The sequence below is a fragment of the Streptomyces sp. MP131-18 genome (genome assembly GCF_001984575.1).
GTDB lineage: Bacteria > Actinomycetota > Actinomycetes > Streptomycetales > Streptomycetaceae > Streptomyces > Streptomyces johnsoniae.
Window position 1 is genome coordinate 4,592,654 of record NZ_LZNS01000001.1, and the last position, 23,637, is coordinate 4,616,290.

General features: G+C 74.3%; 26 protein-coding genes and 2 pseudogenes. 11 read left to right on the forward strand and 17 right to left on the reverse strand.

Annotated elements, in window-relative coordinates:
• Positions 1 to 3: 3 nt before the first annotated feature.
• The 5 genes from STBA_RS20840 to STBA_RS38895 all read right to left on the reverse strand — a co-directional run bounded on the left by STBA_RS20840 (position 4) and on the right by STBA_RS38895 (position 4,084).
• Positions 4 to 453, reverse strand: a complete 450-nt coding sequence (locus tag STBA_RS20840) for a transcriptional repressor (protein ID WP_077060706.1) — start codon at positions 451 to 453, stop codon at positions 4 to 6.
• 99 nt (positions 454 to 552) lie between these two features.
• Entirely contained in the window at positions 553 to 1,767 is a 1,215-nt protein-coding gene (locus STBA_RS20845; protein WP_077060707.1) for an ABC transporter permease, read from the reverse strand.
• On the reverse strand, positions 1,764 to 2,480 hold the full coding sequence (locus STBA_RS20850) for an ABC transporter ATP-binding protein (RefSeq protein WP_077060708.1): 717 nt from the start codon (positions 2,478 to 2,480) through the stop codon (positions 1,764 to 1,766). Before STBA_RS20850 ends, STBA_RS20845 begins: the two co-directional genes overlap by 4 nt.
• Positions 2,477 to 3,535 carry a peptidoglycan-binding domain-containing protein gene (locus STBA_RS20855; RefSeq protein WP_253194879.1) on the reverse strand — a complete coding sequence of 353 codons (1,059 nt, stop codon included), beginning with the start codon at positions 3,533 to 3,535 and terminating at the stop codon, positions 2,477 to 2,479. Before STBA_RS20855 ends, STBA_RS20850 begins: the two co-directional genes overlap by 4 nt.
• Before the next feature lie 3 nt (positions 3,536 to 3,538).
• The gene (locus tag STBA_RS38895) at positions 3,539 to 4,084 is read right to left on the reverse strand and encodes a hypothetical protein (RefSeq protein ID WP_253194881.1); all 546 of its coding nucleotides are present in this window, start codon (positions 4,082 to 4,084) and stop codon (positions 3,539 to 3,541) included.
• Positions 4,085 to 4,204: 120 nt separating this feature from the next.
• Between STBA_RS38895 and STBA_RS20860 the strand changes: the two genes are divergently transcribed.
• Positions 4,205 to 4,960 carry an SDR family oxidoreductase gene (locus STBA_RS20860; protein WP_077060709.1) on the forward strand — a complete coding sequence of 252 codons (756 nt, stop codon included), beginning with the start codon at positions 4,205 to 4,207 and terminating at the stop codon, positions 4,958 to 4,960.
• On the opposite strand, the gene STBA_RS20865 is transcribed toward STBA_RS20860, so the two are convergent.
• The 4 genes from STBA_RS20865 to STBA_RS20880 all read right to left on the reverse strand — a co-directional run bounded on the left by STBA_RS20865 (position 4,906) and on the right by STBA_RS20880 (position 8,706).
• Positions 4,906 to 6,378 carry a HAMP domain-containing sensor histidine kinase gene (locus tag STBA_RS20865; RefSeq protein WP_077060710.1) on the reverse strand — a complete coding sequence of 491 codons (1,473 nt, stop codon included), beginning with the start codon at positions 6,376 to 6,378 and terminating at the stop codon, positions 4,906 to 4,908. The two genes, STBA_RS20860 and STBA_RS20865, sit on opposite strands and share 55 nt — an antisense overlap.
• On the reverse strand, positions 6,375 to 7,076 hold the full coding sequence (locus STBA_RS20870) for a response regulator transcription factor (RefSeq protein WP_077060711.1): 702 nt from the start codon (positions 7,074 to 7,076) through the stop codon (positions 6,375 to 6,377). Before STBA_RS20870 ends, STBA_RS20865 begins: the two co-directional genes overlap by 4 nt.
• 64 nt (positions 7,077 to 7,140) lie before the next feature.
• Complete coding sequence (locus STBA_RS20875) at positions 7,141 to 7,833, reverse strand: hypothetical protein (RefSeq protein WP_077060712.1); 693 nt, start codon at positions 7,831 to 7,833, stop codon at positions 7,141 to 7,143.
• Positions 7,834 to 8,145: 312 nt separating this feature from the next.
• Positions 8,146 to 8,706: an FABP family protein gene (locus STBA_RS20880; RefSeq protein ID WP_077060713.1), complete on the reverse strand. Its 561-nt coding sequence runs from the start codon at positions 8,704 to 8,706 to the stop codon at positions 8,146 to 8,148.
• 412 nt (positions 8,707 to 9,118) lie between these two features.
• Here STBA_RS20880 and STBA_RS20885 point away from each other — a divergent pair, with 412 nt between their 5' ends.
• Complete coding sequence (locus STBA_RS20885) at positions 9,119 to 9,481, forward strand: DsrE family protein (RefSeq protein ID WP_077060714.1); 363 nt, start codon at positions 9,119 to 9,121, stop codon at positions 9,479 to 9,481.
• 144 nt (positions 9,482 to 9,625) lie between these two features.
• On the opposite strand, the gene STBA_RS20890 is transcribed toward STBA_RS20885, so the two are convergent.
• The 6 genes and pseudogenes from STBA_RS20890 to STBA_RS20910 form a co-directional block, all read right to left on the reverse strand.
• A complete protein-coding gene (locus tag STBA_RS20890; protein ID WP_077060715.1) occupies positions 9,626 to 9,913 on the reverse strand; it encodes a DUF1416 domain-containing protein in 288 nt (95 codons plus the stop codon).
• Positions 9,914 to 9,948: 35 nt separating this feature from the next.
• Entirely contained in the window at positions 9,949 to 10,788 is an 840-nt protein-coding gene (locus STBA_RS20895) for a sulfurtransferase (RefSeq protein WP_077060716.1), read from the reverse strand.
• A 103-nt stretch (positions 10,789 to 10,891) separates the two neighbouring features.
• Positions 10,892 to 10,993: a putative leader peptide gene (locus STBA_RS39535; protein WP_311616287.1), complete on the reverse strand. Its 102-nt coding sequence runs from the start codon at positions 10,991 to 10,993 to the stop codon at positions 10,892 to 10,894.
• Positions 10,994 to 11,090: 97 nt separating this feature from the next.
• Entirely contained in the window at positions 11,091 to 11,810 is a 720-nt protein-coding gene (locus STBA_RS20900) for a DUF2993 domain-containing protein (protein ID WP_077060717.1), read from the reverse strand.
• 111 nt (positions 11,811 to 11,921) lie between these two features.
• Positions 11,922 to 12,656 (reverse strand): annotated as a pseudogene (locus tag STBA_RS20905) (hypothetical protein); the annotation flags it as partial.
• A gap of 50 nt (positions 12,657 to 12,706) precedes the next feature.
• Positions 12,707 to 12,973 (reverse strand): MoaD/ThiS family protein, encoded by a 267-nt coding sequence (locus tag STBA_RS20910; protein WP_077060719.1) that lies wholly within the window; start codon positions 12,971 to 12,973, stop codon positions 12,707 to 12,709.
• Positions 12,974 to 13,231: 258 nt separating this feature from the next.
• Here STBA_RS20910 and STBA_RS20915 point away from each other — a divergent pair, with 258 nt between their 5' ends.
• The 5 genes from STBA_RS20915 to STBA_RS20935 all read left to right on the forward strand — a co-directional run bounded on the left by STBA_RS20915 (position 13,232) and on the right by STBA_RS20935 (position 18,252).
• Positions 13,232 to 13,987 carry a response regulator transcription factor gene (locus tag STBA_RS20915; RefSeq protein ID WP_077060720.1) on the forward strand — a complete coding sequence of 252 codons (756 nt, stop codon included), beginning with the start codon at positions 13,232 to 13,234 and terminating at the stop codon, positions 13,985 to 13,987.
• Positions 13,988 to 14,057: 70 nt separating this feature from the next.
• The gene (locus tag STBA_RS20920; RefSeq protein WP_077060721.1) at positions 14,058 to 15,101 is read left to right on the forward strand and encodes a LacI family DNA-binding transcriptional regulator; all 1,044 of its coding nucleotides are present in this window, start codon (positions 14,058 to 14,060) and stop codon (positions 15,099 to 15,101) included.
• 84 nt (positions 15,102 to 15,185) lie between these two features.
• Positions 15,186 to 16,082 carry a trypsin-like peptidase domain-containing protein gene (locus tag STBA_RS20925; protein WP_079252060.1) on the forward strand — a complete coding sequence of 299 codons (897 nt, stop codon included), beginning with the start codon at positions 15,186 to 15,188 and terminating at the stop codon, positions 16,080 to 16,082.
• A gap of 15 nt (positions 16,083 to 16,097) precedes the next feature.
• The gene (locus tag STBA_RS20930) at positions 16,098 to 16,838 is read left to right on the forward strand and encodes a response regulator transcription factor (RefSeq protein WP_077060723.1); all 741 of its coding nucleotides are present in this window, start codon (positions 16,098 to 16,100) and stop codon (positions 16,836 to 16,838) included.
• On the forward strand, positions 16,831 to 18,252 hold the full coding sequence (locus tag STBA_RS20935; protein ID WP_077060724.1) for a HAMP domain-containing sensor histidine kinase: 1,422 nt from the start codon (positions 16,831 to 16,833) through the stop codon (positions 18,250 to 18,252). The genes STBA_RS20930 and STBA_RS20935 overlap by 8 nt, the downstream gene beginning before the upstream one ends.
• A 30-nt stretch (positions 18,253 to 18,282) precedes the next feature.
• Here STBA_RS20935 and soxR read toward each other — a convergent pair whose 3' ends face one another.
• On the reverse strand, positions 18,283 to 18,786 hold the full coding sequence (gene soxR, locus STBA_RS20940) for a redox-sensitive transcriptional activator SoxR (protein WP_077060725.1): 504 nt from the start codon (positions 18,784 to 18,786) through the stop codon (positions 18,283 to 18,285).
• A gap of 83 nt (positions 18,787 to 18,869) precedes the next feature.
• Between soxR and STBA_RS20945 the strand changes: the two genes are divergently transcribed.
• Positions 18,870 to 19,715: a metallophosphoesterase gene (locus tag STBA_RS20945; protein ID WP_079252061.1), complete on the forward strand. Its 846-nt coding sequence runs from the start codon at positions 18,870 to 18,872 to the stop codon at positions 19,713 to 19,715.
• Positions 19,716 to 19,720: 5 nt separating this feature from the next.
• Positions 19,721 to 20,440, forward strand: coding sequence for a 4'-phosphopantetheinyl transferase superfamily protein (locus STBA_RS20950; protein WP_107485252.1), 720 nt, complete (start codon positions 19,721 to 19,723; stop codon positions 20,438 to 20,440).
• Between the two features lie 79 nt (positions 20,441 to 20,519).
• Here STBA_RS20950 and STBA_RS20955 read toward each other — a convergent pair whose 3' ends face one another.
• Complete coding sequence (locus STBA_RS20955; protein WP_077060728.1) at positions 20,520 to 22,316, reverse strand: bifunctional metallophosphatase/5'-nucleotidase; 1,797 nt, start codon at positions 22,314 to 22,316, stop codon at positions 20,520 to 20,522.
• 130 nt (positions 22,317 to 22,446) lie between these two features.
• On the opposite strand from STBA_RS20955, the gene mshD reads away from it, so the two are divergent.
• Both mshD and STBA_RS36675 read left to right on the forward strand, forming a co-directional pair.
• Positions 22,447 to 23,358 (forward strand): mycothiol synthase, encoded by a 912-nt coding sequence (gene mshD, locus STBA_RS20960; RefSeq protein ID WP_077060729.1) that lies wholly within the window; start codon positions 22,447 to 22,449, stop codon positions 23,356 to 23,358.
• Positions 23,359 to 23,452: 94 nt separating this feature from the next.
• A pseudogene (locus STBA_RS36675) lies at positions 23,453 to 23,614 on the forward strand (helix-turn-helix domain-containing protein); the annotation flags it as partial.
• Positions 23,615 to 23,637: the final 23 nt, after the last annotated feature.

Sequence of the window (23,637 nt, forward strand, 5' to 3'; positions counted from 1 at the left end):
AGCCTACGGCGTGGCCGGCCCGGGCCCCGCGGCCCTGCGCGCCGAACAGTCGCCGCAGCGGCCGAAGATCGCGAAGTGCCGCAGGTCGGTCTCGAAGCCGAAGCTCTGCCGCAGCCGCTCCGCGAACGGCTCGGCCACCTCCAGATCCGTCTCCAGCACCTGCTCGCAGTCCCGGCACATCAGGTGCAGGTGGTCGTGCCGCTCGGCCAGGTGGTATGTCGGCGCCCCGTGCCCCAGGTGGGCGTGCGAGACCAGACCCAGCTCCTCGAGCAGCTCGAGCGTGCGGTACACGGTCGAGATGTTGACCCCGCCCGCGGTGCGGCGCACCTCGGTGAGGATGTCCTCCGGTGTGGAGTGCTCCAGCTTCTCGACAGCCTCCAGGACCAGCTGCCGCTGCGGGGTCAGCCGGTAGCCGCGGTTGCGCAGATCGGTCTGCCAGTCGGTGCTCACCACGTTGCCCAGTGTAGAAGGAGAAAAAGCACACGGACCCCGCCCGAGGGGACGGGACGGGGTCCGTGCGAGGAGGCGTGTCCCATCCTGCGGGACCCGGCGTCAAACCGCCGTAAGTGCCTCGGTCGGCGAGAGCCGCGCCGCGCGCAGCGCCGGATAGAAGCCCGCCACCGCTCCGATCGCCAGCGTGGCCGCGAGTCCGCCGCCGGTCGCCCAGGCGGGAACGAGCGCGGGCCAGCCGCGCAGCGCCGCGTAGCCGCCGGTGACGGCGATGCCCGCCACCACGCCGCCGGCGCCGCCCAGCGCGGACAGCAGCAGCGACTCGACGAGGAACTGGCCGCGGATCTGCCCGCGCGTCGCGCCGAGGGAACGCCGCAGCCCGATCTCGGAACGCCGTTCCAGCACCGAGATCACCATGGTGTTCGCCACCCCGACCCCGCCGGCGAGCAGCGCGACCGACCCCAGGCCGAGCAGCAGCCCGCCGAGCGCGTCGTCGGCCGCCTCCTGCGCGGCGAGCGCGTCCGAGGGGCGGGACACCTCCACCTCGTTCGGCGCGGCCGGGTTGGCCGTCGCCGCGAGCACCGCCTGCACGTCCGGAACGGCACCCTCCGCGGCGCGGGCGTACACGGTGGTCGCGTGCCCGTCGAAGCCCAGCTCCCGCTCGGCGAACTCCCAGCCGACCAGCGCCGCCGCGTCCAGCTCGGGCGTGAGCGGCGCCGGGTGCAGGATGCCGGTCACCGTGCACCACCGGCCGCCGAGCCACACCTGCACCGCGGGCCCCACCCGGTGCACCCCCAGGCGCCGCGCGGCGTCCGCGCCGAGCACCACCGCCGGGTGCGCGCCGGTCGCCTCGTTCAGCCAGTCGCCCTCGGCGACCTCGGCGCCGACCGTGTCCGGCAGCCCGGGACCCGCCGCCCACACCCCGAGCCCGCCGGTCTCCCCGGCCGGAACGCGGTCGTTGCGGTAGACGTCGGCCTCGACGCGGCCCGTCGCACCGGCGGCCTCGACCGGCGGGATGCGGGCGATCATCGCGAGCGCCTCGTCCGGCAGGTGTGCCTGGCCGCCGCCGAACGCCTGGCCGGGCGCGGCCGTCAGCAGATTGGTGCCGAGGGCGTCGAGCCGCCGGTCGAGATCGGCCCGCCCGGAGGAGGAGATGCCCACCACGGAGATCATCGCCGCGATGCCGAGCGCGATGCCGAGCGCCGAGAGGACCACCCGCATCGGCCGGGCCCGCAGCCCCGCCCCGCCCGTGCGCAGCACGTCGGCGGGCCGCAGCCGCGCCGCCACCGGCGCGTCCGTCCGGCCGCGGCGGCTCACCGCACGCCCCCGGAGGCCGCGGGCCGCGCCGTGGTGTCGTCGACGATCCGGCCGTCCCGCAACGCGATCCGCCGCGGCAGCGCGCCGGCGAGTTCGCGGTCGTGCGTGATGACCACGACCGCGGTGCCGGCCGCGTTCAGCTCGCGCAGCAGCGAAAGCACCGCCGCGCCCGACGCCGAGTCCAGCGCGCCGGTCGGCTCGTCCGCCAGCAGCAGCGGCGGGTCGCCGAGCACCGCGCGCGCGATGGCGCACCGCTGCTTCTCGCCGCCGGACAGCTCGTGCGGCCGGTGCCGCAGCCGGTGGCCGAGGCCGACGCGGCGCAGCGCCTCCTCCGCGAGCGCGCGGCGCCGCCCGCGGGGCGCTCCGCCGTACAGCAGCCCGTCCGCGACGCTGTCGAGCACGGGCACCCCGGGGGCGAGGTGGAACTGCTGGAACACGAACCCGATCGCCCGGGCGCGCAGCGCCGACAGCTGCCGGTCGGACAGCGCGTCGATGCGGTGCCCGTCGACGCGCACCGTGCCGGACGTCGGCCGGTCCAGCGTGCCCATCACGTTCAGCAGCGTCGACTTGCCCGAGCCCGACGGGCCGACGACGGCGAGGAGTTCGCCGCGTTCGACCGTCAGCGTGGCGCCGTGCAACGCCGTCACCGCGCCGTAGCCGCGGGCCGCTCCGCGCAGCTCGACCACGGGCGGCAGGGAGCCCTCCGCGGTCATCCGGGCACCCCCACGACCGTTCCCTCGGCGATGCCTTCGCCCTCGACCTCCACCAGACCCCGCGCGAACAGGCCGGTCGTGACGCGCACATAGCTGCTGGTGCCGCCGGACACCACCTCCAGGCCGTAGCCGCCCTCGCGCAGCGCGACCAGGGCGCCCACCGGCACCGCGAGCACGTCCGCGCGCCGCTCGGCGGTCAGCAGGACGGTGACGGGCGCGGCCTGGTAGGTGCCGAGCGCCTCCTGGTCGGCCACGGTGAGGACCAGCGGGATCGTGACGGCCGGTTCGCCCTCGGGCTCGGCGGCCTCCGCGGTGGCCGCACCGATCTCCGCGACCACGGCCTCGACCGCGGTGCCGTCGGGCAGTTCGACGCCGGCCGCGGCGCCCTCGCTCACCAGGTCTTCGAGACCGGCGTCGAGGTCGACGCCGATGCGCCGCTCGGTGCCGGTCACGTCCAGGACGGGCCCGCCCGCGGGCGCGCCCGGCGCGGCGTGCAGCTGCTGCACCCGGGCGGTGCCCGCGGCCACCGCCACGTCGGCGGGCCCCACGGTGCCCGTCTCCTCGGCGCCGAGGTCGCGCTGCCACCGCGTCACCGCCTCGGCCGTCGCGTCCGAGTACTCGGTGTCGACGGTGAATCCGGTGTAGCCGAGCTTCGCGAGGTTGTGCTCGACGAGCTGCACGTCCTCGCCCGCGGCCCCCGGTTCCAGCGTGCGGTGGAGCGGCGCCGCGCCGTGGAACAGCGGCACGGGAACGGCGTTGACGGCGTACAGCGGCTCGCCGCGGCCCACCGTGTCGCCCGGCTCGGGCAGCCAGGTCACGATGCCCGAGCCGTTCTGCGCCTGAACGGTGAGCGGGTCGCCGTGGCCGAGGAACCCGGTGACCTCCTCGGTCCTGGTCAGCGTCTCGGTCGTCACTTCCGCGGTGGCGGGCGGCCCGTCCGGCCCGGCGTCCGCCGCGCCGGCGCCGTCCGCGCCTCCGAAGCCCGCGGCGGCCACCCCCGCGGCTCCGGCCGCGGCCACCGCGCCCAGCGTGATCAGGGCGGTGCGGAGTTTCATCGCTCAGCCCCTCCCCATGCCGTCCAGGTGCTCCTGGCAGGCTTCGAGCGCCGCGTCGTAGCCGGGGGCGGCCGGGTCGACGGCGCCGGGCTCCAGGCCCGCGGCCGGGTCGGGATCGGGCACGTCGATGCCGTTCTCCCGCATGCACGCGGCGAACTCCCGCATGGCGTCGAGCTGTTCGGCGCCGGGCTCGGGCTGCTCCGCGTACTGTTCCGGCGCCAGGTCGCGGCAGGCTTCGAACGCGGTCATCAGCGCGTCGCGGCCCTCGCCCTCCCCGGCGGCGTCCGTCAGGTCCAGCTCCCCGGTCGCGGGGTCGGGGTCGGGCACCTCGAGGCCGTTCTCCCGCAGGCACTCGGCGAACTTCCGGCCCTGCTCGGCCGGGTCCGCGTCGCCCGCGGCGGCGTCCGGCGACGCGCCGCCGTCCACGGCGGCGACCTGGCCGCCGTCGCCGCCGTCGCCCCCGCCGCAGGCGGTGAGCAGGGCGGCGCCGAGTGCCGCGGCGGTCAGGGCGCGCCGGGCGCGGGTCAGGGGTTTCCTGTTCGGTTTCATGGCGAGGATGCTGTACGCCGCGGGTGGGCGGCCCCTGCGCGCCGGCTGGGAGAACGCTGGGAACGCGGAGCGGGGCCGGAACGCCCGCGGACGAGGCACAGGCGAGGGAAGGAAAAGGCGATGGATCTGGGACTGGCCGACCGCGTGTACGTGGTGACCGGCGGCAGCAAAGGCCTGGGGTACGCGACGGCCGCCGCGCTGGTGGCGGACGGCGCCCGGGTGGTGGTGTCCTCCCGCGACCCGGCGCACGTCACGGCCGCCGTCGAACGCCTCGGCGGCGCGGGGCGCGCCGTCGGCCTGGCCGCCGACCTGGCCGACCCGGCGGCCCCCGGGCGGCTGGTGGAGGCGGCGGTGAACGGGTTCGGGCGGCTCGACGGCGCGCTGATCTCGGTGGGCGGTCCGCCGCCCGGCACCGCGGGCGCGGCCACCGACGAGCAGTGGCGGGCGGCGTTCGAGTCGGTGTTCCTCGGCGCGGTGCGGGCCGCGCGCACGGTCGTCGGCCACCTCGGCGAGGGCGGCGCGGTCGGCCTGGTCCTGTCGACCTCGGCGCGGTCGCCGATCCCCGGCCTCGGCATCTCCAACGGCCTGCGCCCCGGCCTCGCCATGGCCGCCAAGGACCTGGCGGACGAGCACGGGCCGCGCGGCGTGCGGGTGTTCGGGCTGCTGCCGGGCCGGATCTCGACCGACAGGATGCGGGATCTCGACGCGGCGGCCGACGAGGACGCCCGCGCCCGCACCCGTTCGTCGATCCCGCTGAACCGTTACGGCGAGCCCGAGGAGTTCGGCCGCGTCGCCGCGTTCCTGCTGTCCCCGGCCGCGGGCTACGTCACCGGGGCGGTGGTCCCCGTCGACGGCGGCGCGCTGCGGACGGTGTGAGGCGCGCCCGCCCCGTCCTGGCCGGCCAGGGGCAGGGTCAGGCGGAACGTCGTGCCCTCCCCGACGGCGGTCTCGACGTCGACCCGCCCGCCGTGGGCCTGCGCGAGCGCCGCGGCGATGGGCAGTCCGAGGCCCGCGCCGCCGTCCGCGCCGGCGCCCGCGCGCACCCGGTACAGGCGGTCGAAGATCCGCGGCACGTGCTCCGGCGGAATGCCGGGCCCCGTGTCGGCGACCTCCACCACCGCCGCGTCCCCGGCCCGGCCGACCCGCAGGGTGACCGCGGCGCCGGGCGGGGTGTGCCGCAGCGCGTTCGTCAGCAGATTGCCGACGATCTGCCGCAGGCGCAGCGCATCGCCGCACACCGTGACCGGCTCCGGCCGGTCCCCGCCCAAGCCGTGACCGGTCAGTGAGATCGCCCGTTCCGGAGCCTGGACGCGCGCCGCGCCGGCCAGGTCCGCGGCGAGGGCGAGCAGGTCGACGGGGGCGCGACCGAGCCGCGGCTGCTCGTCCAGCCTGGCCAGCAGCAGCAGATCCGCCACCAGCACGCCCATCCGCGTCGCCTCCGCCTCGATCCTGGCCAGCGCCTGGCCCGCGTCCCCGCCCCTGCGGGCCAGTTCGGCGAAGCCGCGGATCGACGTCAGGGGGGTGCGCAGTTCGTGCGAGGCGTCGGAGAGGAAGCGGCGCAGCCGCTGCTCCGACGCCCGGCGGGCGGTGATCTCGGACTCGACGCGGTCGAGCATCGCGTTCATGGCCAGTCCTAGCCGTCCGGGCTCGGTCCCCGGGTGCGCCCCGCGGACCCGCCGGGCCAGGTCGCCGCCGGTGATCCGGCCGGCCGTCGCCTCGATCCTGGTCAGCGGGCGCAGTCCGAGCCTGATCACCCAGGCCGCGGCGGCGGCGAGCAGCAGCAGCACCACGCCGAGGACGGCCGCGTCGATGAGCAGCAGCCGGTCGACGGTCGCGTCGACCTGCGCCAGCGAGAACGCGGTGACCACCAGCGCGCCGTCCTCCGCGGTCCTGGCGTCGACCCGCCAGGAGGCGCCGCCCCCGTGGCCCGGCACGGTGAACGGCCCGCCCGCCCGCGCCCGCAGCTCCCCGGCGGGCGGCAGCCGCGGCCCCCCGGGCGCCTCCGCGGCCGGCACGGCGGCCAGCAGGGCGCCGTCCCCGCCGAACACGTAGATCCGGCTGCCGCCGCCGAACCGGTCGCCCAGCAGTTCGCGGCTCTCCCGGTCGGCGTTCGCCAGGGACGCGAGCCGGCCGGCGGTCACGCCGTCCGCCGGGTCCCCGGCCGCCGCGAACTGCTCGTCCACCCGGTCCGTCAGGTAGGTCCGCAGCAGCACGATGCCCGCCGCGTTCGCGGCCAGCAGCGCCAGCGCGCTGAGCGCCGCGGTGATCAGCACGAGGCGGGTGCGCAGCGTCACGGCGTGCCGCGCAGCACGTAGCCGACGCCGCGCACGGTGTGGATCAGCGGCGGGCGGTCGGCGTCGATCTTCTTCCGCAGGTAGTACACGTAGCTCTCCACGATCCTGGCGTCGCCGCCGAAGCCGTAGGACCACACCCGGTCCAGGATCTGCTCCTTGCTGAGCACCCGGCCCGCGTTCCTGAGCAGGTAGCCCAGCAGCCGGAACTCGGTCGGCGACAGGTCGACGCGCCGGCCGCCGCGGTGCACGCGGTGGGCCTCCTCGTCCAGCTCCAGGTCGGCGTAGCGCAGCACGGTGTCCGCCGCCCGCGCGGGGGCGGGTGCGCCCCGGCGCAGGATGGCGCGGACGCGCAGGACCACCTCCTCCAGGCTGAACGGCTTGGTGACGTAGTCGTCCGCGCCCGCGCTGAGCCCGGCCACGCGGTCGGTGACGTCGTCCCGCGCGGTGAGGAACAGCACCGGCACCTGGCAGGCGTCGCGGCGCAGCGTGCGGGCGACGTCGAAACCGTCCAGGTCGGGCAGCACCACGTCCAGCACGATCAGGTCCGGCTCCCGCGCGCGCACGGCGTTCAGCGCCGCCACGCCGCTGTCCGCGCAGCGCACGGTGAAACCGGTGAGGCGGAACGTCTGGGCCAGCAGGTCACGGATGTTGGGCTCGTCGTCGACGACGAGCAGGCCGGCGGCCGGTGAGGTGGTCACCGGAGGATGTCTACGCCACCAAGCTCAAAATTCCCTGAGTGGCCGCGGCCGGGCCGCCGCGGCCTCAGAAGCGGGGCGTGCGGCCGCCCTCGCGCGCGGCCTTCCGGTGCCCGAGCACGGTGGGGAAGCGGTCCAGCGCCTGGACCTCCTTCGCGGCCACCGGGTCGATGTGGCCGAGCACGCGGTAGATGGCCGTGTGGTCGCCGACCAGGTCGCGCCGGTGTATCGACTCGTGGTGCATGATCCGGTTGCGCAGCCTGCGCAGCGAGTCGAGTACGGCGTGCAGATCGTCCCTGCGCCCCGAGTAGTGCGGGAACGCCTTGTGCAGCGTCGGCACCCACAGCCGCCGGTCGTAGGCGCCGCCCCGGCCGCCCTTGCTCAGCAGCGCCACCCAGAACCCCAGGTTGAGCCCGGCGACCACGCTGTCGTGCGGAACCGGCCGCCTGCCGGGGCCGTACCCCAGCTCGTTCCTGCACTTGCGGCGTGCGGCGGTCACCAGCCGCATCGAGGCGTCGTTCAGCGGGGCCGCCATCCACCAGTCGGGCCGGCCGAACGCGGTGCTCAACTCCCGGTGCAGCGCGTTCCGCAGGGATATCTCCAGGCAGTGCAGCGGGCCGTAGAGCGCGGCGGACGCCTCCACGTTCCACCAGTAGAGCCGGACAGCCGCCTTCGCCTCGCCGCCCGTGGCCCGCAGGTAGGGCCCGAGCCGGGAGGAGGAGAAGGCGCGGGACATCCAGGCGGGCACCTGGTCGGTCATCGCTGGCTCCCGGGACAGGGGTTGGCGGCCGTGGTACGGTCGGACACGTAAGCCTCTGGTCCGCCTCTGCATGCATGCCACCCGAGGCAAGGCGTAGTGCCCCTGGCCGCCGTGACTGCGGCCAGGGGCACAGTGCTTGGGCCCCCCGCGCCCCCGAACGCGGGCCGCCGCGTGCCGCCGGGCCGTGCGCCCACGATAGCAAGTGCGTGGCGCTGCGCGCCGGTTCGTTTACCGGACGCACCACATCCCCCGGCCGCGCCGGGGCCTCGGGATCTACCGGACCCAGCGGTATCCAGCGGTATCCAGCGGTATCTAGCGGAAGAACGCGATGCCGTCGTCAGGCAGGTCCTTGATGTCCGCCACGAACTCCCGCGGGTCGACCGCCCGCTTCAGGTGCGCCGACATGTAGGGGCGCAGCGGCACCTCGGGGGTGGCCTTCTCACCGACCCACATCAGATCGCTGTTCACGTAGCCGTACAGCCGCTTGCCGCCCGTGTACGCGGGCGAAGCGCCGGTGCGGGCCACCGCGTCGGTGGCCAGGTCGATCTGCGGCTTGCCCTCGGCCAGCTCGCCGTACCAGACCTCGGCGACGCCCTGGTCGCGGATCATGACGGCCTCGATCTGGCGCTCCTTGATCCGCCAGTAGCCGTGCTCGGACTCCAGCGGGTCGAGCCGCTTGCCCTCGGCATCGAGCCGCCAGGAGCGCGAGTGGTACTCCAGGAAGTCGCGGCCGTCGTGCGAAAAGGTCGCCTCCTGGCCGAAGTTGCACGCCTCATCGCCGGGGAAGTCGGCGACCCCGGCGCCCTGCCAGGTGCCGAGGAGGAAGGCGAGCGGTACCAGCGAGGGGTGCAGGTCGGACGGAATCTCGATCATGGGTATCAGCGCTGTCCCTGGTAGAGCTTCATCACAACGAGGGCCGTGAAGGCGCCGCCGGCGACCACGACCAGTGCCACCAGGGTGATGAAGAAAGCCTCTAGCACAGATGCTCCTCGTGGTGCCGCTGGGAATGTGAAATCCGTCCGCGGCCGAGTCTAGTCCTCGGCTGCCGGGGAATCTCAGTGAGGTGGGCCGCCCGGGCCCGTCGCTTGGGCGGCCTTGACCGTTTTGTGATCACTGCGACTGAACGCGTTCGGACGTTCTTGCGTCTAAGCGCGTGGAAAGGGTGTGATCATGAGTTGTCCGAACTGTGGTGGAGCTATGCATCAGGGTCCGCGAGGCGACTGGGTCTGCGGCACCTGCGGCACGACCCGGTAGGGCCGAAGGCCCTCCGGGCTACGGTGGCGCCATGGCTCAGAAGCTGGTGATCAAGGTGACGGCAGGGGCGGACGCCCCTGAGCGGTGCTCGCAGGCGTTCACGGTGGCGGCGCTGGCCGCCGCCAGCGGCGTGGAGGTCTCGCTGTGGCTGACCGGGGAGGCGGCGTGGTTCGCCGTTCCCGGCCGGGCGGCGGAGTTCCAGCTGCCGCACGCGGCGCCGCTGCCGGACCTGATCGACGGTATCCAGGCCGGGGGGCGGATCACTCTGTGCACGCAGTGCGCCGCCCGGAGGGGGATCGAGGAGGAGGACGTGATCGACGGCGTCCGCATCGCCGGGGCACAGGTATTCCTGAGTGAGATCATGCCCGACGGCGTCCGGGCGCTCGTCTACTGAGAGCCGCCTACAACACGGAGAAACACGGCACGGACCGACGTACGCCCACGAGTTGACCGCACACCAACGGGGCAATCAGGCCGCGCCCCCCGCCAGGGGAGCGCGGCCTTCCGCATGTGTCCGGCCCGCGCGCGGCAGCGCGCGTCAGACGGCGATGCTGACCTCGGTCAGCCCGCCCTCGGCCGCCACGACCTTGCGGTCCGCCGAGGCGCCGGGGACCAGCGCCCGCAGGGTCCAGGTCCCCCCGGCCGCGTAGAAGCGGAACTGGCCGCTCGCCGAGGTCGGCACCTCCGCCGTGAACTCACCGGTGCTGTCCAGCAGGCGGACATATCCGTTCACCGGCTCGCCGTCCCTGGTCACCGAGCCCTGGATCGTGGTCCGTCCCGCGGTCGCCGTGGCGGCGTCGGGGCCGCCTGGCTTCGCTCCGCACATCGCGCGTCCTCCCTTTCCTGCGGCCTCCGGCCGCGTTACTTGGCCGGGCCGGTCTCGACCGGCACCCCGACGAGCGAGCCGTACTCGGTCCACGAACCGTCGTAGTTCTTGACGTTCGGCACGCCGAGCAGCTCGTGCAGCACGAACCAGGTGTGCGCCGAGCGCTCGCCGATCCGGCAGTAGGCGATGGTGTCCTTGGCCAGGTCCACGCCCTCGTCCTGGTACAGCTCCGTCAGCTCCTCGTCGGAACGGAAGGTGCCGTCGTCGTTGGCGGACTTCGACCAGGGGATGTTGCGCGCGGACGGGATGTGGCCGCCGACCTGCGACTGCTCCTGCGGCAGGTGGGCGGGGGCCAGCAGCTTGCCGCTGAACTCGTCGGGGGAGCGCACGTCCACCAGGTTCTGCGTGCCGATGGCCGCCACGACCTCGTCGCGGAAGGCGCGGATCGATACGTCCTGCGGCGAGGCGGTGTACTGGGTGGCGGCGCGCTCGGGCACCTCCTCGACCAGCTCGCGGGCGTCCAGCTCCCACTTCTTGCGGCCGCCGTCGAGCAGGCGCACGTCCTGGTGGCCGTACAGCTTGAAGTACCAGTAGGCGTAGGCCGCGAACCAGTTGTTGTTCCCGCCGTACAGCACGACCGTGTCGTCGACTCCGATGCCCTTGGCGGACAGCAGCGCCTCGAAGCCGGCCTGGTCCACGAAGTCGCGGCGGACCGGGTCCTGGAGCTCCCGCTTCCAGTCGATCCGCACCGCGTTCCTGATGTGGTTCTTGTCGTAGGCGGAGGTGTCCTCGTCGACCTCGACGAGGACGACCTCCGGGTCGTCGAGGTGGGCGGTGACCCAGTCGGCGTCCACGAGGACGTCACTGCGGCTCATGCGTGTTCTCCTTCGGCGATCGGGGGTACCGGGGGGCGCTGCGCCGGCGTGGCGGAAGGCGCGCGGAACGACGCCGCAGGCTCGTGGAGGCGAGGCGCGGTCGTCAGCCGTCGCGGCGACAGAGCATGGCCGCGACGCGGCACAGGTCGACCGCCCGTCGCTTCGTCAGCCCCCCGGCGGGGGTGCCCGCAGCCTGTCGCATCATGACCGCGATCGTACGGACGTGGCGGCGCTCATGTCACCGCTGTTCCGGATAATGAGACGTCTGTGTCTGTATTCCGGGATCGCCGATGGGGTCCGGCTCAGCCGATCTCGACGTTGCTGCCGGTGATCCCCAGGGACAGGCCGTCCTGCGTCGGCTCGACCTCGTCCAGCGTGAGGCCGTCCGGGAGGCCGCTGAGCGTGCGTTCCTGGTCCAGCTGCTCGCGGATCGCCGCCTGCACCTCCTCGCCGCCGGTGTCCGGAATGGCCGCATCGTCGACTTCGAGCCGGATGGTGTCGCCGTCCAGCACGATCTCGCCCGGCACCTCGCCGACGTCCAGGCTCTGCCCGAGCACGGTGGCCTGGAGCGTCAGCAGCAGCCGGCCCTCCTCCGCGTAGCCGAACTCGACGCCGAAGCCGTTGCCGCTGATCGCCAGCAGCTCCCCGTAGGCGCGCGTCAGCTCCTCGTAGTCGATCAGGCCCTCGCCCTCCGCGCGCCCGGCCACCGCACCGGAATAGCCGTCGGTCAGCTCCACGTCGTTCAGCTGCACGTCCAGCTCCTGAACGACCAGCTCCTGGTCGTCCACCTGCGCCGTGTACTCGTCGAGCCCGAGGTCGACCCGGTCCAGATTGCCGCCGACGACCTGCGTCAGGAAGGGGAAGCCCTGCACGGACACGCTCGGCTCCTCCGTCAGGCCGAGGGTGTCACGGGCCCGGGAGGCGACCTCGCCCTCGGCGATCCACAGCGCCACGCGGTCGGCAACGATGGCGAGCACGATCAGCACGCCAAAGATGATCAGACTTATTCGCAGTGCGCGCATCGGGCCGAATCCCCCTGTGGTCTCCAGAAAGTCGAGCGAGCCTAACCCGCCGGTCCGGGCGCCCGGGGGAGGGGGCGGCCGTTGCAGCAGGCCCGTTACACGCCCGGCACCTCACATCAGCGCCCGGGCCAGCGGATATACCGCGGGCGCCGCGGCCGTCAGCGGCAGCGCCACGCCGGCCGTGAAGTGCACGAAGCGCGAAGGGAAGTCGTAGCTCGCCACCCGGTGCCCGATCAGCGCGCACACCCCGCCCGCGGCGGCGAGCGCCACCGCGTCCGTGCCGAACCCGTCCACCCGGCCCGCCGCCAAGGCCCCCGTCCCCACCGCCGCGAGCAGGCCGAGCAGGAAGGAGAGGAACGCGGGACCCGGCACCGCCCGCAGCAGGACCGCCGCCGCGACCGCGGCCGCGGTCACCGCGACCGCCCGGCCCGAGACGTCCACCGCGGCCAGGTGGCCGGTGGCGGCCACGGTCAGCAGCGTGGCCGCGGACGTCGCCGTCAGCGAGTCGAGGCGCTCGTCCGCGGAACCGCGGTGCCGCAGCTGGAGCACCAGCACCAGCAGGAACCACGCCCCGAGCACCCCGGCCACCGCCTCGGGCGCCCGGTCCGCGGGAGCGGCCAGCACCGCGGCATCGGCCGTCAGGCCGCCCGCGAAGGCCAGCGCGATGCCCTGCCTGGCCGGCCACATCCCGTTCAGCCGGAACCAGCCGGCCGCCGTCACCGCCTGGAGCACCACCACCGCGGGCAGCGCCGCGGCCTGGCCGATCGGGGCGGTCGCGGCGAGCAGGGCGGCGAGCAGCGCGGTCAGCACGGCGGGTCGCGCGCCGGGCGGCACGATCGGTGACCTGGCGCGGTGCCGCGGCCCCGCCGCGAGCCGGGGGGCGCCGACCGGGGCGGTCATCGCGCCCCTCCAGCGAACGGCGGGAGCACCTCGACCGTGCCGCCCTCTGGCAGCGTCACACTCTCGTGGGGCCGCGGGCCGACCTGCGCGCCGTTCACCAGAAAGGAGCAGCGCACCAGCACCCGCGCGAAGTCGGGCCGGTCGGCGTGCCGGTCGCGGGCGTCGGCCAGCGCCGCGGCCAGCGTGCCCGCCTCGTACGCCTCCTCCGCCGTCCCGGCCGCGGCCTTTGCCGCGGCCCAGTAACGGATCGTGCCCCTCGCCATCGCGACTCCGCTCTCGTTCCGATCCTGCCGCCCCATGATGCCCCCGCGCGCTCGCGGCGCACGCCCACCCCGGCGGGAGGACGGGCATGAGCACGGGGTCGAGTGTGATAGATGCCGATGCGCCAGGTGAATTGTTTCGGCTATGCTGCTTCCGTTGGAAGGACCCGGGCACTGATGCCACCTCGGGTCCTTTTGCGCTTTCCGGGCAGAGCCGCTCGCATCGTCCCCTCGCCAGGACTGAGGAAGGAACGCCCCCGTATGAGTTCGCTGCTACTCCTGACCAACGCCCTTCAGCCGTCCTCGCAAGTGCTCCCCGCCCTGGAACTGCTGCTGCACAACGTCCGCGTCGCGCCCGCCGAGGGCCCGGCCCTCGTGGACGCGCCCAGCTCGGACGTCATCCTCGTCGACGGCAGGAAGGATCTGCCGCAGGTCCGTTCGCTGTGCCAGCTCCTGCGCTCCACGGGCCCCGGCTGCCCGCTGGTGCTCATCGTCACCGAGGGCGGTCTTGCCGCGGTCACCGCGGACTGGGGCGTCGACGACGTGGTCCTGGACACGGCGGGCCCCGCGGAGGTCGAGGCCAGGCTGCGGCTGGCCACCGGCCGCCAGCAGCTGTCCACCGACGACAGCCCCATGGAGATCCGCAACGGCGACCTGTCCGTGGACGAGGCCACGTACAGCGCGAAGCTGAAGGGCCGCGTGCTGGACCTCACGTTCAAGGAGTTCGAGCTGCTGAAGTACCTGGCGCAGCACCCCGGCCGGGTGTTCACCAGGGCGCAGCTGCTCCAGGAGGTCTGGGGTTACGACTACTTCGGCGGCACGCGCACGGTCGACGTGCACGTCAGGCGGCTGCGGGCCAAGCTCGGTCCCGAGCACGAGTCGCTGATCGGCACCGTGCGGAATGTGGGCTACCGCTTCGTCGTCCCGGAGAAGGAGAAGTCCGAGGACCAGCACGTGCGGGCGGTCACGCGCGAGGCGGAGCAGGTCGTCAAGGAAGCCGCCGCGCGCCGGAATTGACCGTCCTGGCCGTCCCGGCGGACGCGGGCCCCGTGTCCCTCGGGGCAGTTCCGCGCGTAGACTACGCGCCGTGGCCAAGGTGACGCGGGACGATGTGGCACGACTTGCGGGGACGTCCACCGCGGTCGTGAGCTATGTCATCAACAATGGCCCGCGGCCGGTGGCGCCGGCCACGCGGGAGCGGGTGCTCGCCGCGATCAAGGAGCTGGGCTACCGCCCCGACCGGGTCGCGCAGGCGATGGCCTCCCAGCGGACGGACCTGATAGGTCTCATCGTCCCGGACGCGCGGCAGCCGTTCTTCGCGGAGATGGCCCACGCCGTCGAACAGGCGGCGGCCGAGCGCGGCAAGATGGTCCTGGTCGGCAATTCCGACTATCTGGACGAGCGCGAGGTCCACTACCTGCGGGCGTTCCTCGGCATGCGCGTGTCGGGGCTCATCCTCATCAGCCAGGGGCCGAGCGAGCACGCGGCCACCGAGATCGACGCCTGGGACGCCCGGGTGGTGCTGCTGCACCGCAGGCCGGACGCGATCGACGACGTGGCGGTCGTGCTCGACGACGTGGGCGGCGCGCGGCGCCTCACCCGCCACCTGCTGGACCACGGTCACGCCTACGTGGCGTGCCTGGGCGGCGTGGACTCCACGCCCGAGTCGGGCGACCCGGTCACCGACCACGTCACCGGCTGGCGCGAGGCGATGCACGAGGCGGGGCTCTCCACCGAGGGGCGGCTGTTCAAGGCCCCGTACAACCGGTACGACGCCTACCGGGTGGCGCTCGACCTGCTGGCCGGCCCCGACCGGCCGCCGGCGCTGGTGTGCGCGACGGACGATCAGGCGATCGGCGTGCTGCGGGCGGCGCGCGAGCTGCGCATCGACGTGCCGGGCGAGCTGGCGGTGGCCGGGTTCGACGACGTGAAGGAAGCGGCGCTGACCGATCCGCCGCTGACCACGGTCGGCTCGGACCGGGAGGCGATGGCCAGGGCGGCGATCGACCTGGCGATCGGGGACCAGAGGTCCGGCAACGGCACCGCGGGCGAGAGCGGGCCCGGCGACCGGCTGCGGCAGTTCCCCGTCACCCTGAAGATCCGCGGCTCCTGCGGCTGCCCGGACAACTGACGCCGCCGGCGGGTCGCTTCGGTTGCAGGAGATTCTGAGTCTGCGCTCAGAGTCCTCTCATCTTGCCGGCGCACAGTCGCAGACATGGCAGACATGAGCGCACAGCCCACCCCGTCAGCGCCCCCCGTACCCCCCGTACCGCCCGAGCCCCCCACGCGCCACGCCGCCGCGCGCCGGGCGCGCACGCCGGTGGCCCTGCTGGCCGCCGTCGCCATCGCCGCCGCGGCGGTGGGCGGCGGCACCGCCGCCCTGCTCGACCGCCCCGCGGGAACGGAGCCGACCGCCGGGTCCGCCGCTTCGGGCACCGGCACCACCGTGTCCGTGGAGACGGATGGCACCGTGGCCTCCGTCGCCGAGGCCGTCGCCCCCAGCGTCGTGGAGATCTCCGCCGGGAGCAGCGGCGGCTCGGGCGTGATCCTCTCCGCGGACGGCACGATCCTCACCAACAACCACGTCGTCGCGGGCTCCGGCACCGCGGAGGTCACGTTCCACGACGGCAGCACCGCCACGGCCACCGTCACCGGCACCGACCCTGACTCCGATCTGGCCGTCATCGAGGTGGAGGGCGTCGACGACCTGAAGCCGGCCGTGCTCGGCGACTCCTCGGAGGTCGCCGTCGGCGACGAGGTGGTGGCCATCGGCTCCCCGGAGGGCCTGACCGGCACCGTCACCAGCGGCATCGTCTCCGCCCTCGACCGCGAGGTCACCGTCAGCAAGGAGAACGGGCCGGGTGGCGGGCCGGGCGGCCCGGGCGGGCAGCAGGTGGGCGCCGGGACCACCACCTACCGCGCCATCCAGACCGACGCGGCCCTCAACCACGGCAACTCGGGCGGCGCACTGGTCAACATGGCGGGCGAGATCATCGGCATCAACTCCGCCATGTACGGCACCTCGCAGGACGCGGGCAGTTCGGGGCTCGGCTTCGCCATCCCCGTCGACACGGTCAGGGACGTGCTCGGCAGCATGGGGACCAGCGTCTGATGCCAGACTTGCGCCATGGCTGGCAGCACCCCCGGTTCCCGCATCCTGATCGCCGACGACGAGCCCGCCGTGCGGGAGGCGCTGCGCCGCAGCCTGACGTTCGAGGGCTACCGCACCGAGACCGCGGCGGACGGGATCGAGGCGCTGGCCAAACGGGAGAGCTGGGCGCCCGACGCCATCGTCCTCGACGTGCTGATGCCGCGCATGGACGGCCTCACCGCGGCCAGGCGGCTGCGCGCCCTCGGTGACCGGGTGCCGATCCTCATGCTCACGGCCCGTGACACCGTCGGCGACCGGGTCAGCGGCCTGGACGCCGGCGCCGACGACTACCTCGTCAAGCCGTTCGAGCTGGACGAACTGCTCGCCCGGCTGCGCGCCCTGCTGCGCCGCGGCGCGTACACCGCCGGCCCCGGCGGGGACGAGCCGGGCGGCGAGGCGGCCATGACGTTCGCCGACCTGCGGATGGACCCCGTCACCCGGGAGGTGCACCGCGGGGCGCGGCGCGTGGAGCTGACCAGGACCGAGTTCACGCTGCTCGAACTCCTCCTCGCCCACCCCCGCCAGGTCCTCACCCGCGAACAGATCCTCCGCGCCGTGTGGGGCTTCGACCACGAGCCCTCCTCCAACTCCCTGGACGTCTACGTCATGTATCTGCGCCGCAAGACCGAGGCGGGCGGCGAACCGCGCCTGGTGCACACCGTCCGCGGTGTCGGCTACGTGCTGCGCGAGCCGGGCGCGCGCGAACGGCGTGCGTAGCCGGTACGCGCGGCTGCCGCTGCGCTCCAGACTCGCCCTGCTGACCGCTGTCGCCGTCGCCCTCGCCGTGGCCGTGTGCGCCCTGGCCGCCTGGTTCCTCGTCCGCGGCCAGCTGCGTTCCTCGCTCGACGACGCGCTCCGCAACACCCGCGCCGATCCGGCGGGCGTGGCCCGGGTCCTCGGCCAGCGCGCCTGCGGCGCCGAGCAGACACAGGAGGGGCGGCTCCTCGACTACAGCATCCAGGTCGTCGACGGCTCCGGTGAGCCGTGCCTCGTCGCGGGGCACGCCACCCTCGACGTCACCGAGGCCGACATCGCCGTGGCCCGCAACCAGATGCCCGAGGCGCTGCACGACGCCGAGGGCTCCGACGGCACCGACTACCGCGTCATCACCCGGCCGCTGGACGGCCTGCTCGGCGAGTCCGTCGGCGCGGTGTCCGTGGCGAGGCCGCTGACCCAGGTCTCCGAGCCGCTCCAGGCGCTCGCCTTCGTCCTGGCCGCGGTCGCCGCGGCCGGGGCCGTCGGCGCCGCCGGGGTCGGGGTGGCCCTGGCCAGGGCCGGTCTTCGCCCGGTCGACCGGCTCACGCACGCCGCCGAGCACATCGCCCGCACCGAGGACCTGAGCGTCCGCATCCCCGTGTCGGGCGACGACGAGATCGCCCGCCTGTCCCGCTCGTTCAACTCGATGACCGCCGCCCTCGCCTCCTCGCGCGACCTCCAGCAGCAGCTGATCGCGGACGCGGGGCACGAGCTGCGCACCCCGCTGACCTCGCTGCGCACCAATATCGACCTGCTGGTGCGCAGTGAGGAGACCGGCCGCCCGCTGCCCGAGGAGGACCGGCGCGAGCTGCTCGCATCCGTGACCGCGCAGCTGGCCGAGCTGGCCGCGCTCATCGGCGACCTCCAGGAGCTGTCGCGGCCGGAGGCCGCCGCGGGCGGCACCCAGCCGGCCGTCGTCGCCCTGCACGAGATCGCGGCCCGGGCCGTGGCACGCGCCCGGCTGCGCGCCGGCGGGCTGCCCATCGGCAGCGAACTCGACCCCTGGTACGTGCGCGCCGAGCCGGCCGCGCTGGAGCGGGCGGTGGTCAATCTGCTCGACAACGCGGTCAAGTTCCACCCGCTCGGCGGGGCCGGCCGGGAGGCCGGGGTGGCGGTGGTGCTGCGCGACGGGGTGCTCGGCATCCGGGACCACGGGCCCGGCATCCCGCCGGAGGAACTGCCGCACGTCTTCGAACGCTTCTGGCGCGCGCCGGACGCCCGCGGGCTGCCCGGCTCCGGCCTCGGCCTGTCGATCGTGGCCAGGACCGTGCGCGAATGCGGCGGCACGGTCGTGCTGCGCCCGGCGGCGGGCGGCGGGACCGAGGCCCTGCTCTCCCTGCCGGGCGCGCCCGTGCCGCCGCCCGCCGCGGCCTGACCGGCGGTCAGCGGCGGCGGTCCGCGGCGGTCAGCAGGGCCGGCAGTTGCCCCCGGCCGCCGCCAGGCCGTCGTCCGCGGTGCCGGGGTCGTCCAGCAGGCGGCGCGGGCCGCAGCCCTGCTCCCCGCAGATGTCGTAGGGGTTGGCCAGCATGCAGCTCTCCAGCGACAGGCACCCGCAGCCGATGCACTCGGTGAGGCTGTCCCGCAGCCGCGACAGCTGCCGGATGCGGGTGTCCAGATCGGTCCGCCAGTATGCGGAGACCTCCGCCCAGTCCCCCTTGTTGGGCGTGCGGCCCTCCGGGAGCCGGGCGAGCGCGGTGCGGATCGCGTTCAGCGGCATGCCGACGTTCTGCGACACCCGGATGAACGCCACCCGCCGGAGCATGTCGCGCGTGTAGCGCCGCTGGTTGCCCGAGGTGCGGCGGCTGCTGATGAGCCCCTGCTCCTCGTAGAACCTGAGGGCCGAGGTGGCGACGCCGCTGCGATCGGCAAGCTGGCCGATGGTGAGTTCCTTCACAATCTGTGGTGCCATCCCTCCATCCTAACGAAACCTGAAGGTTTCTTGAGGGGCGTGAGGTAGCGTGGGAAATCGTGCGCAGTGGAGGGGAGTTGTACATGGGCAAGCTGGTGGCCATCAGCGATCTGCATGTGCGGTACGAGGAGAACCGGCACATCGTGGAGCGCCTGCGTCCCGACCAGGACGACGACTGGCTGCTCGTGGCCGGGGACGTCGGCGAGCTGTCGACGGACATCGAATGGGCCCTGACGCTGCTCAGCCGCAGGTTCGCCAAGGTGGTGTGGGTCCCGGGCAACCACGAGCTGTGGACGCCGCCGGACGACCCGCTGAAACTGAAGGGTGAGCGGCGCTACCGCCACCTCGTGGAGATGTGCCGCGGCCTCGGCGTCGTCACACCGGAGGACCCGTACCCGGTCTTCCACGGAACGGGCGGGCCCGTCGTGATCGTTCCGCTGTTCCTGCTGTACGACTACACCTTCCGCCCGCGGGGGACGTTCTCCAAGCGCCAGGCGCTGGACGTGGCGGAGGAGGCCGGTGTCGTCTGCACCGACGAGTTCCTGCTGAAGCCGGAGCCGTACGCGGGCGCCGAGGCGTGGTGCCGCGCCCGGCTCGCGCTCACCGAGGCCAGGCTCACCGCGGAGCTGCCCGAGGGCCTGCCCACCGTGCTGGTCAACCACTTCCCGATCGTCCGCGAGCCCACCAGGATCCTGCGGTACCCGGAGTTCGCGCTGTGGTGCGGCACCGAGGCCACGGCCGACTGGCCGCGCCGCTTCAACGCCGCCTCCGTGGTCTACGGCCACCTGCACATCCCGCGGCTGATCTGGCACGACGGCGTACCGCACCAGGAGGTGTCGCTCGGCTACCCCAGGGAGTGGCAGCAGCGCCAGCAGTCGCCCGGCCGCCTGGTGCAGATCATGCCCTCCGGGGCGGTGGCCGAACGATGAGCGGGCTGTTCCGGGACCTGCTGCCCGAGCAGGTGGCCGTCGTCGAGACGGCGGGCGACGTGGCCGAGCCCGGCCTGTTCCCCGAGGAGGCCGAGCGCGTCGCCGCGGCCGTGGACGAGCGGCGCCGCGAGTTCGGCACGGTCCGCTACTGCGCCCGCGCGGCCCTGGCGGGCCTCGGCGGCCCGCGGGTGCCGCTGCTGCCGGGCGAGCGGGGCGCGCCGCAGTGGCCCGAGGGCTTCATCGGCGCGATGACGCACTGCCTCGGCTACCGCGCGGCGGCGGTGGCGCGGGCCACGGAGATGACGGGCATCGGCATCGACGCCGAGCCGAACGAGCCGCTGCGCGACCCCGGCGTCCTCAAGCTGATCGCGCTGCCCGAGGAGCGCGCCGCGCTGCCCGGCCTCGCGGCGCGGCGGCCGGACGTCTCCTGGGAGCGGCTGCTCTTCAGCGCCAAGGAGAGCGTGTACAAGGTCTGGTTCCCGCTGACGCACAAGTGGCTCGACTTCGAGGAGGCGGTGATCGAGCCGGACCCGGACGCCGGCACGTTCACGGCCCGCCTGCTCGTTCCCGGCCCGGTGGTCGCGGGCACCCGGCTGACCGGCTTCGCCGGCCGCTGGGCCGTACGCGACGGCCTGGTCGGCACGGCCATCGGCCTGACCCGCGACCCCGCGGCGGCGCCGCCCCCGGAAACCCAGGACGGCGTCCCTCAGCCCGCACAGCCCTGAAGCTCCGAAGCCCTGAGCGCCACCACGCGCGGCGTCCGCCCGCGCCTGCCGCCCCCGCGGGGGCGGCAGGCGCGGTGCGTCATCCGACGACGGTGATGCGGTCGGCGGCCGGGGGTGCGAGCGGGGTCTCGGCCGTCGAGTTGGCCGTCAGGTAGTCGGCGAGGACCGCCATGTCGTCGTTGCCGACCACCGGGTCGCCGCCCTCGGCCAGCGTGGCGAAGCCGTCGCCGCCGCCCGCCAGGAAGGAGTTGACCGCGACCCGGTACGTGGCCGCCGGGTCGAGCGGCTCGCCGCCGACCGTCACGGAGCCGGCCACGATCCGGTCCGCGCCCGACCGGGTCAGGTCCAGCGTGTACGCCAGGCCCTCCGACGGCTGGAGGATCTTCGGCGACGCCTCGTTCGCGCCGCTGACCTGCTCCCTGAGCACGGCGAGCAGTTGTTCGCCGGACAGGTCGAGCAGGTTCACCGTGTTGGAGAACGGCTGGACGGTGAAGCCCTCGCCGTAGGTGACGACCCCGTCGCCCTCCTCGCCCGACGCGGCGTACGTCAGGTCGGCCCGCACCCCGCCGGGGTTCATCCACGCCAGGTCGGCCTCCTGGTCGACCTCCCGCGCGTGGGCCAGCTGCGCGTCGGCGATCAGGTCGCCCAGCGGGAACTCGGGGCTGCCCGCGCCGCGTCCCGCGATGTCCTCGGTGATCCACCCGATGGGCGCGTTGGCGACGGGGGCGGCCAGTTCGTTCCAGTACCCGATCAGCTCGGTCAGGTCGGGCGCCCGCTCCTGCTCGCGGTCCACGACGCGGTTGGTGCCCTCGACGGAGGTCCGCACGATGTCGCGCCGCAGGCGGTCGTACTCCATGTTCAGCTCGGTGAACAGCCTGCCGTTCGACGCGGCCGAGGTGACCAGCCGGTCCCGGCCTGACGGGTCGGGGACCGTGCACACGTACGGCTGGTGGGTGTGGCCGGTGACCAGCGCGTCCACGCCGGCGTCCGTCTCCGCCGCGATCTGCGTGATCGGCCCCGACAGGCCGCCGCCGTCCGCGTCGCAGTCGGCGTTGTACGCCTCGGACGCCGGGTAGCCGCCCTCGTGGACCAGCGCGATGACCGCATTGACGCCCTGCTCGCGCAGCTCGGCGGTGTAGCGGTTGATCGTCTCGACCTCGTCGAGGAATTCCAGGCCCTCGATGCCCTCCTGGGTGACGATGTCCGCGGTGCCCTCCAGGGTGACGCCGATGAAGCCGACCCTGATGCCGTTCAGCCGCTGCACCGAGTAGGGCGCGAGAACGGGCTCGCCGGTGTCCTCGTGCACCACGTTGGCCGCCAGGTACGGGAACCCGGCACCGGTGAACTCGCGCCCCTCCGCGTAGCAACCGTCCTCCGGGTGGCAGCCGCCCTCCTGGAGCCGGACCAACTCCTCCCAGCCCTCGTCGAACTCGTGGTTGCCGACCCCGGCGACGTCCATCTCCAGCGCGTTCAGCGCCTCGACGGTCGGCTCGTCGTGGAAGAGGCCGGACAGCAGCGGCGTCGCCCCGACCAGATCGCCGGCCGCGACCGTCACCGAGCGCTCCTGCCCCTGCCTGGCCTCGCGCAGCCCGGTGGCCAGGTACTCGACGCCGCCCGCCGTGATCGTCTCGGTGGTGCCGTCCTCGTGCTCGTGTATGACCTCGCCGTTCGACCCCGTGGGCGGTTCGAGGGCGCCGTGCAGGTCGTTGAGGGCCAGTACCTGGAGGTCGACGGTCCTGCCGCCGATCGGCTCCCAGCCGCCGTCCCCCTCGTCCCCGCCGCGCGCCGCCTGGGCGGCCGGCCCGGCGGCGAACACCCCCGCGGCGGCGGCCACGACGGCCGCCGCCGCGGTCAGCCTGTACTTCCATGCGTGCATGAGCGGTTCTCCCCTTCAGTCCGCCCGCACCTTAATGGCTACGCGCGTAGCCGTCAGGGGGCTCCGCGTGACGAGCAGATGAAACGCGGGCTGCACCACCGCCGCCCCGGCACGATTTAGAGTCGCAGCCATGAACGACGTCTTGGTGCGGGACCTGGTGGCGGAGGACGAGCGGCAGGCGGTGCTGCGGCTGATCGGGGCGGCGGCCCGGGAGGACGGGCAGAGCGCCGTGTCCGAGCAGGGGCGGCTGCTGCTGCGCGGCGGCGCACGCGCGGGCGTGCGGCATCTGCTGATGCGCCGGGAGGGGGCGCTCGTCGGCTACGCCCAACTGGACGGTACGGAACCGGTGGAGGCACCCTCGGGCGAACTGGTCATCCACCCCGACTTCCGGGGCCGCAGATACGGCCGCATCCTCGGCGAGGCGCTGCTCGCCGAGTCCGGGCGCCGGCTGCGCCTGTGGGCGCACGGCGGCCACCCGGCCGCGCGCCATCTGGCGCAGATGCTCGGCCTGACCCTCTTCCGCGAACTGCGCCAGCTGCGCCGCCCGCTGGGCGGGCTCCAGCTGCCGGAACCGGTGCTGCCCGAGGGCGTGCGGGTGCGGACGTACCAGCCGGGCAAGGACGACGCGGCGTGGCTCGCCGTCAACGCCGCCGCGTTCGCCCACCACCCGGAACAGGGCTCGCTGACCCAGGAGGACCTGGACGCGCGGCAGGCGGAGCCGTGGTTCGACCCGGCCGGCTTCTTCCTCGCGGTGCGGGAGGCCGACGGGCGGCTGCTCGGCTTCCACTGGACGAAGGCGCACGCCGCCGAGGGCCTGGGCGAGGTGTACGTCCTCGGGGTCGCCCCCGAGGCGCAGGGCTCGGGGCTCGGCCGGGCCCTGACCACGATCGGGCTGCGCCACCTGGCCGACCCCGGCCGCGGGCCCGACCTGGACACGGCCATGCTGTACGTCGACGCGGACAACGCCCCCGCGGTCCGCGTCTACGAGAGCCTCGGCTTCCGCACTTTCGAGACGGACCTCATGTACCGCACGGAGTCCTGACGCGGAGTCCGGTCGCGGAGTCCGGTCGCGGAGTCCGGACGCTGGGTCCTGACGCCCACGCGGCCGCCGCGGCCTGCCGGTACTGTCCTTGAGCATGACCGCAGGCAAGCCGCCCCGCCGCCCGCTGACCGAGGCCGCCCGCCGCGACCTGGCCCGGCACGTCCTCCAGGACGGCTGGTCGCTGCGCGAGGCCGCCGCCCGCTTCGGGGTGTCCGCCCGCACGGCGAAGCGGTGGGCCGACCGGTACCGCGGCGAAGGCTCCCGCGGCGAAGGCGCGGC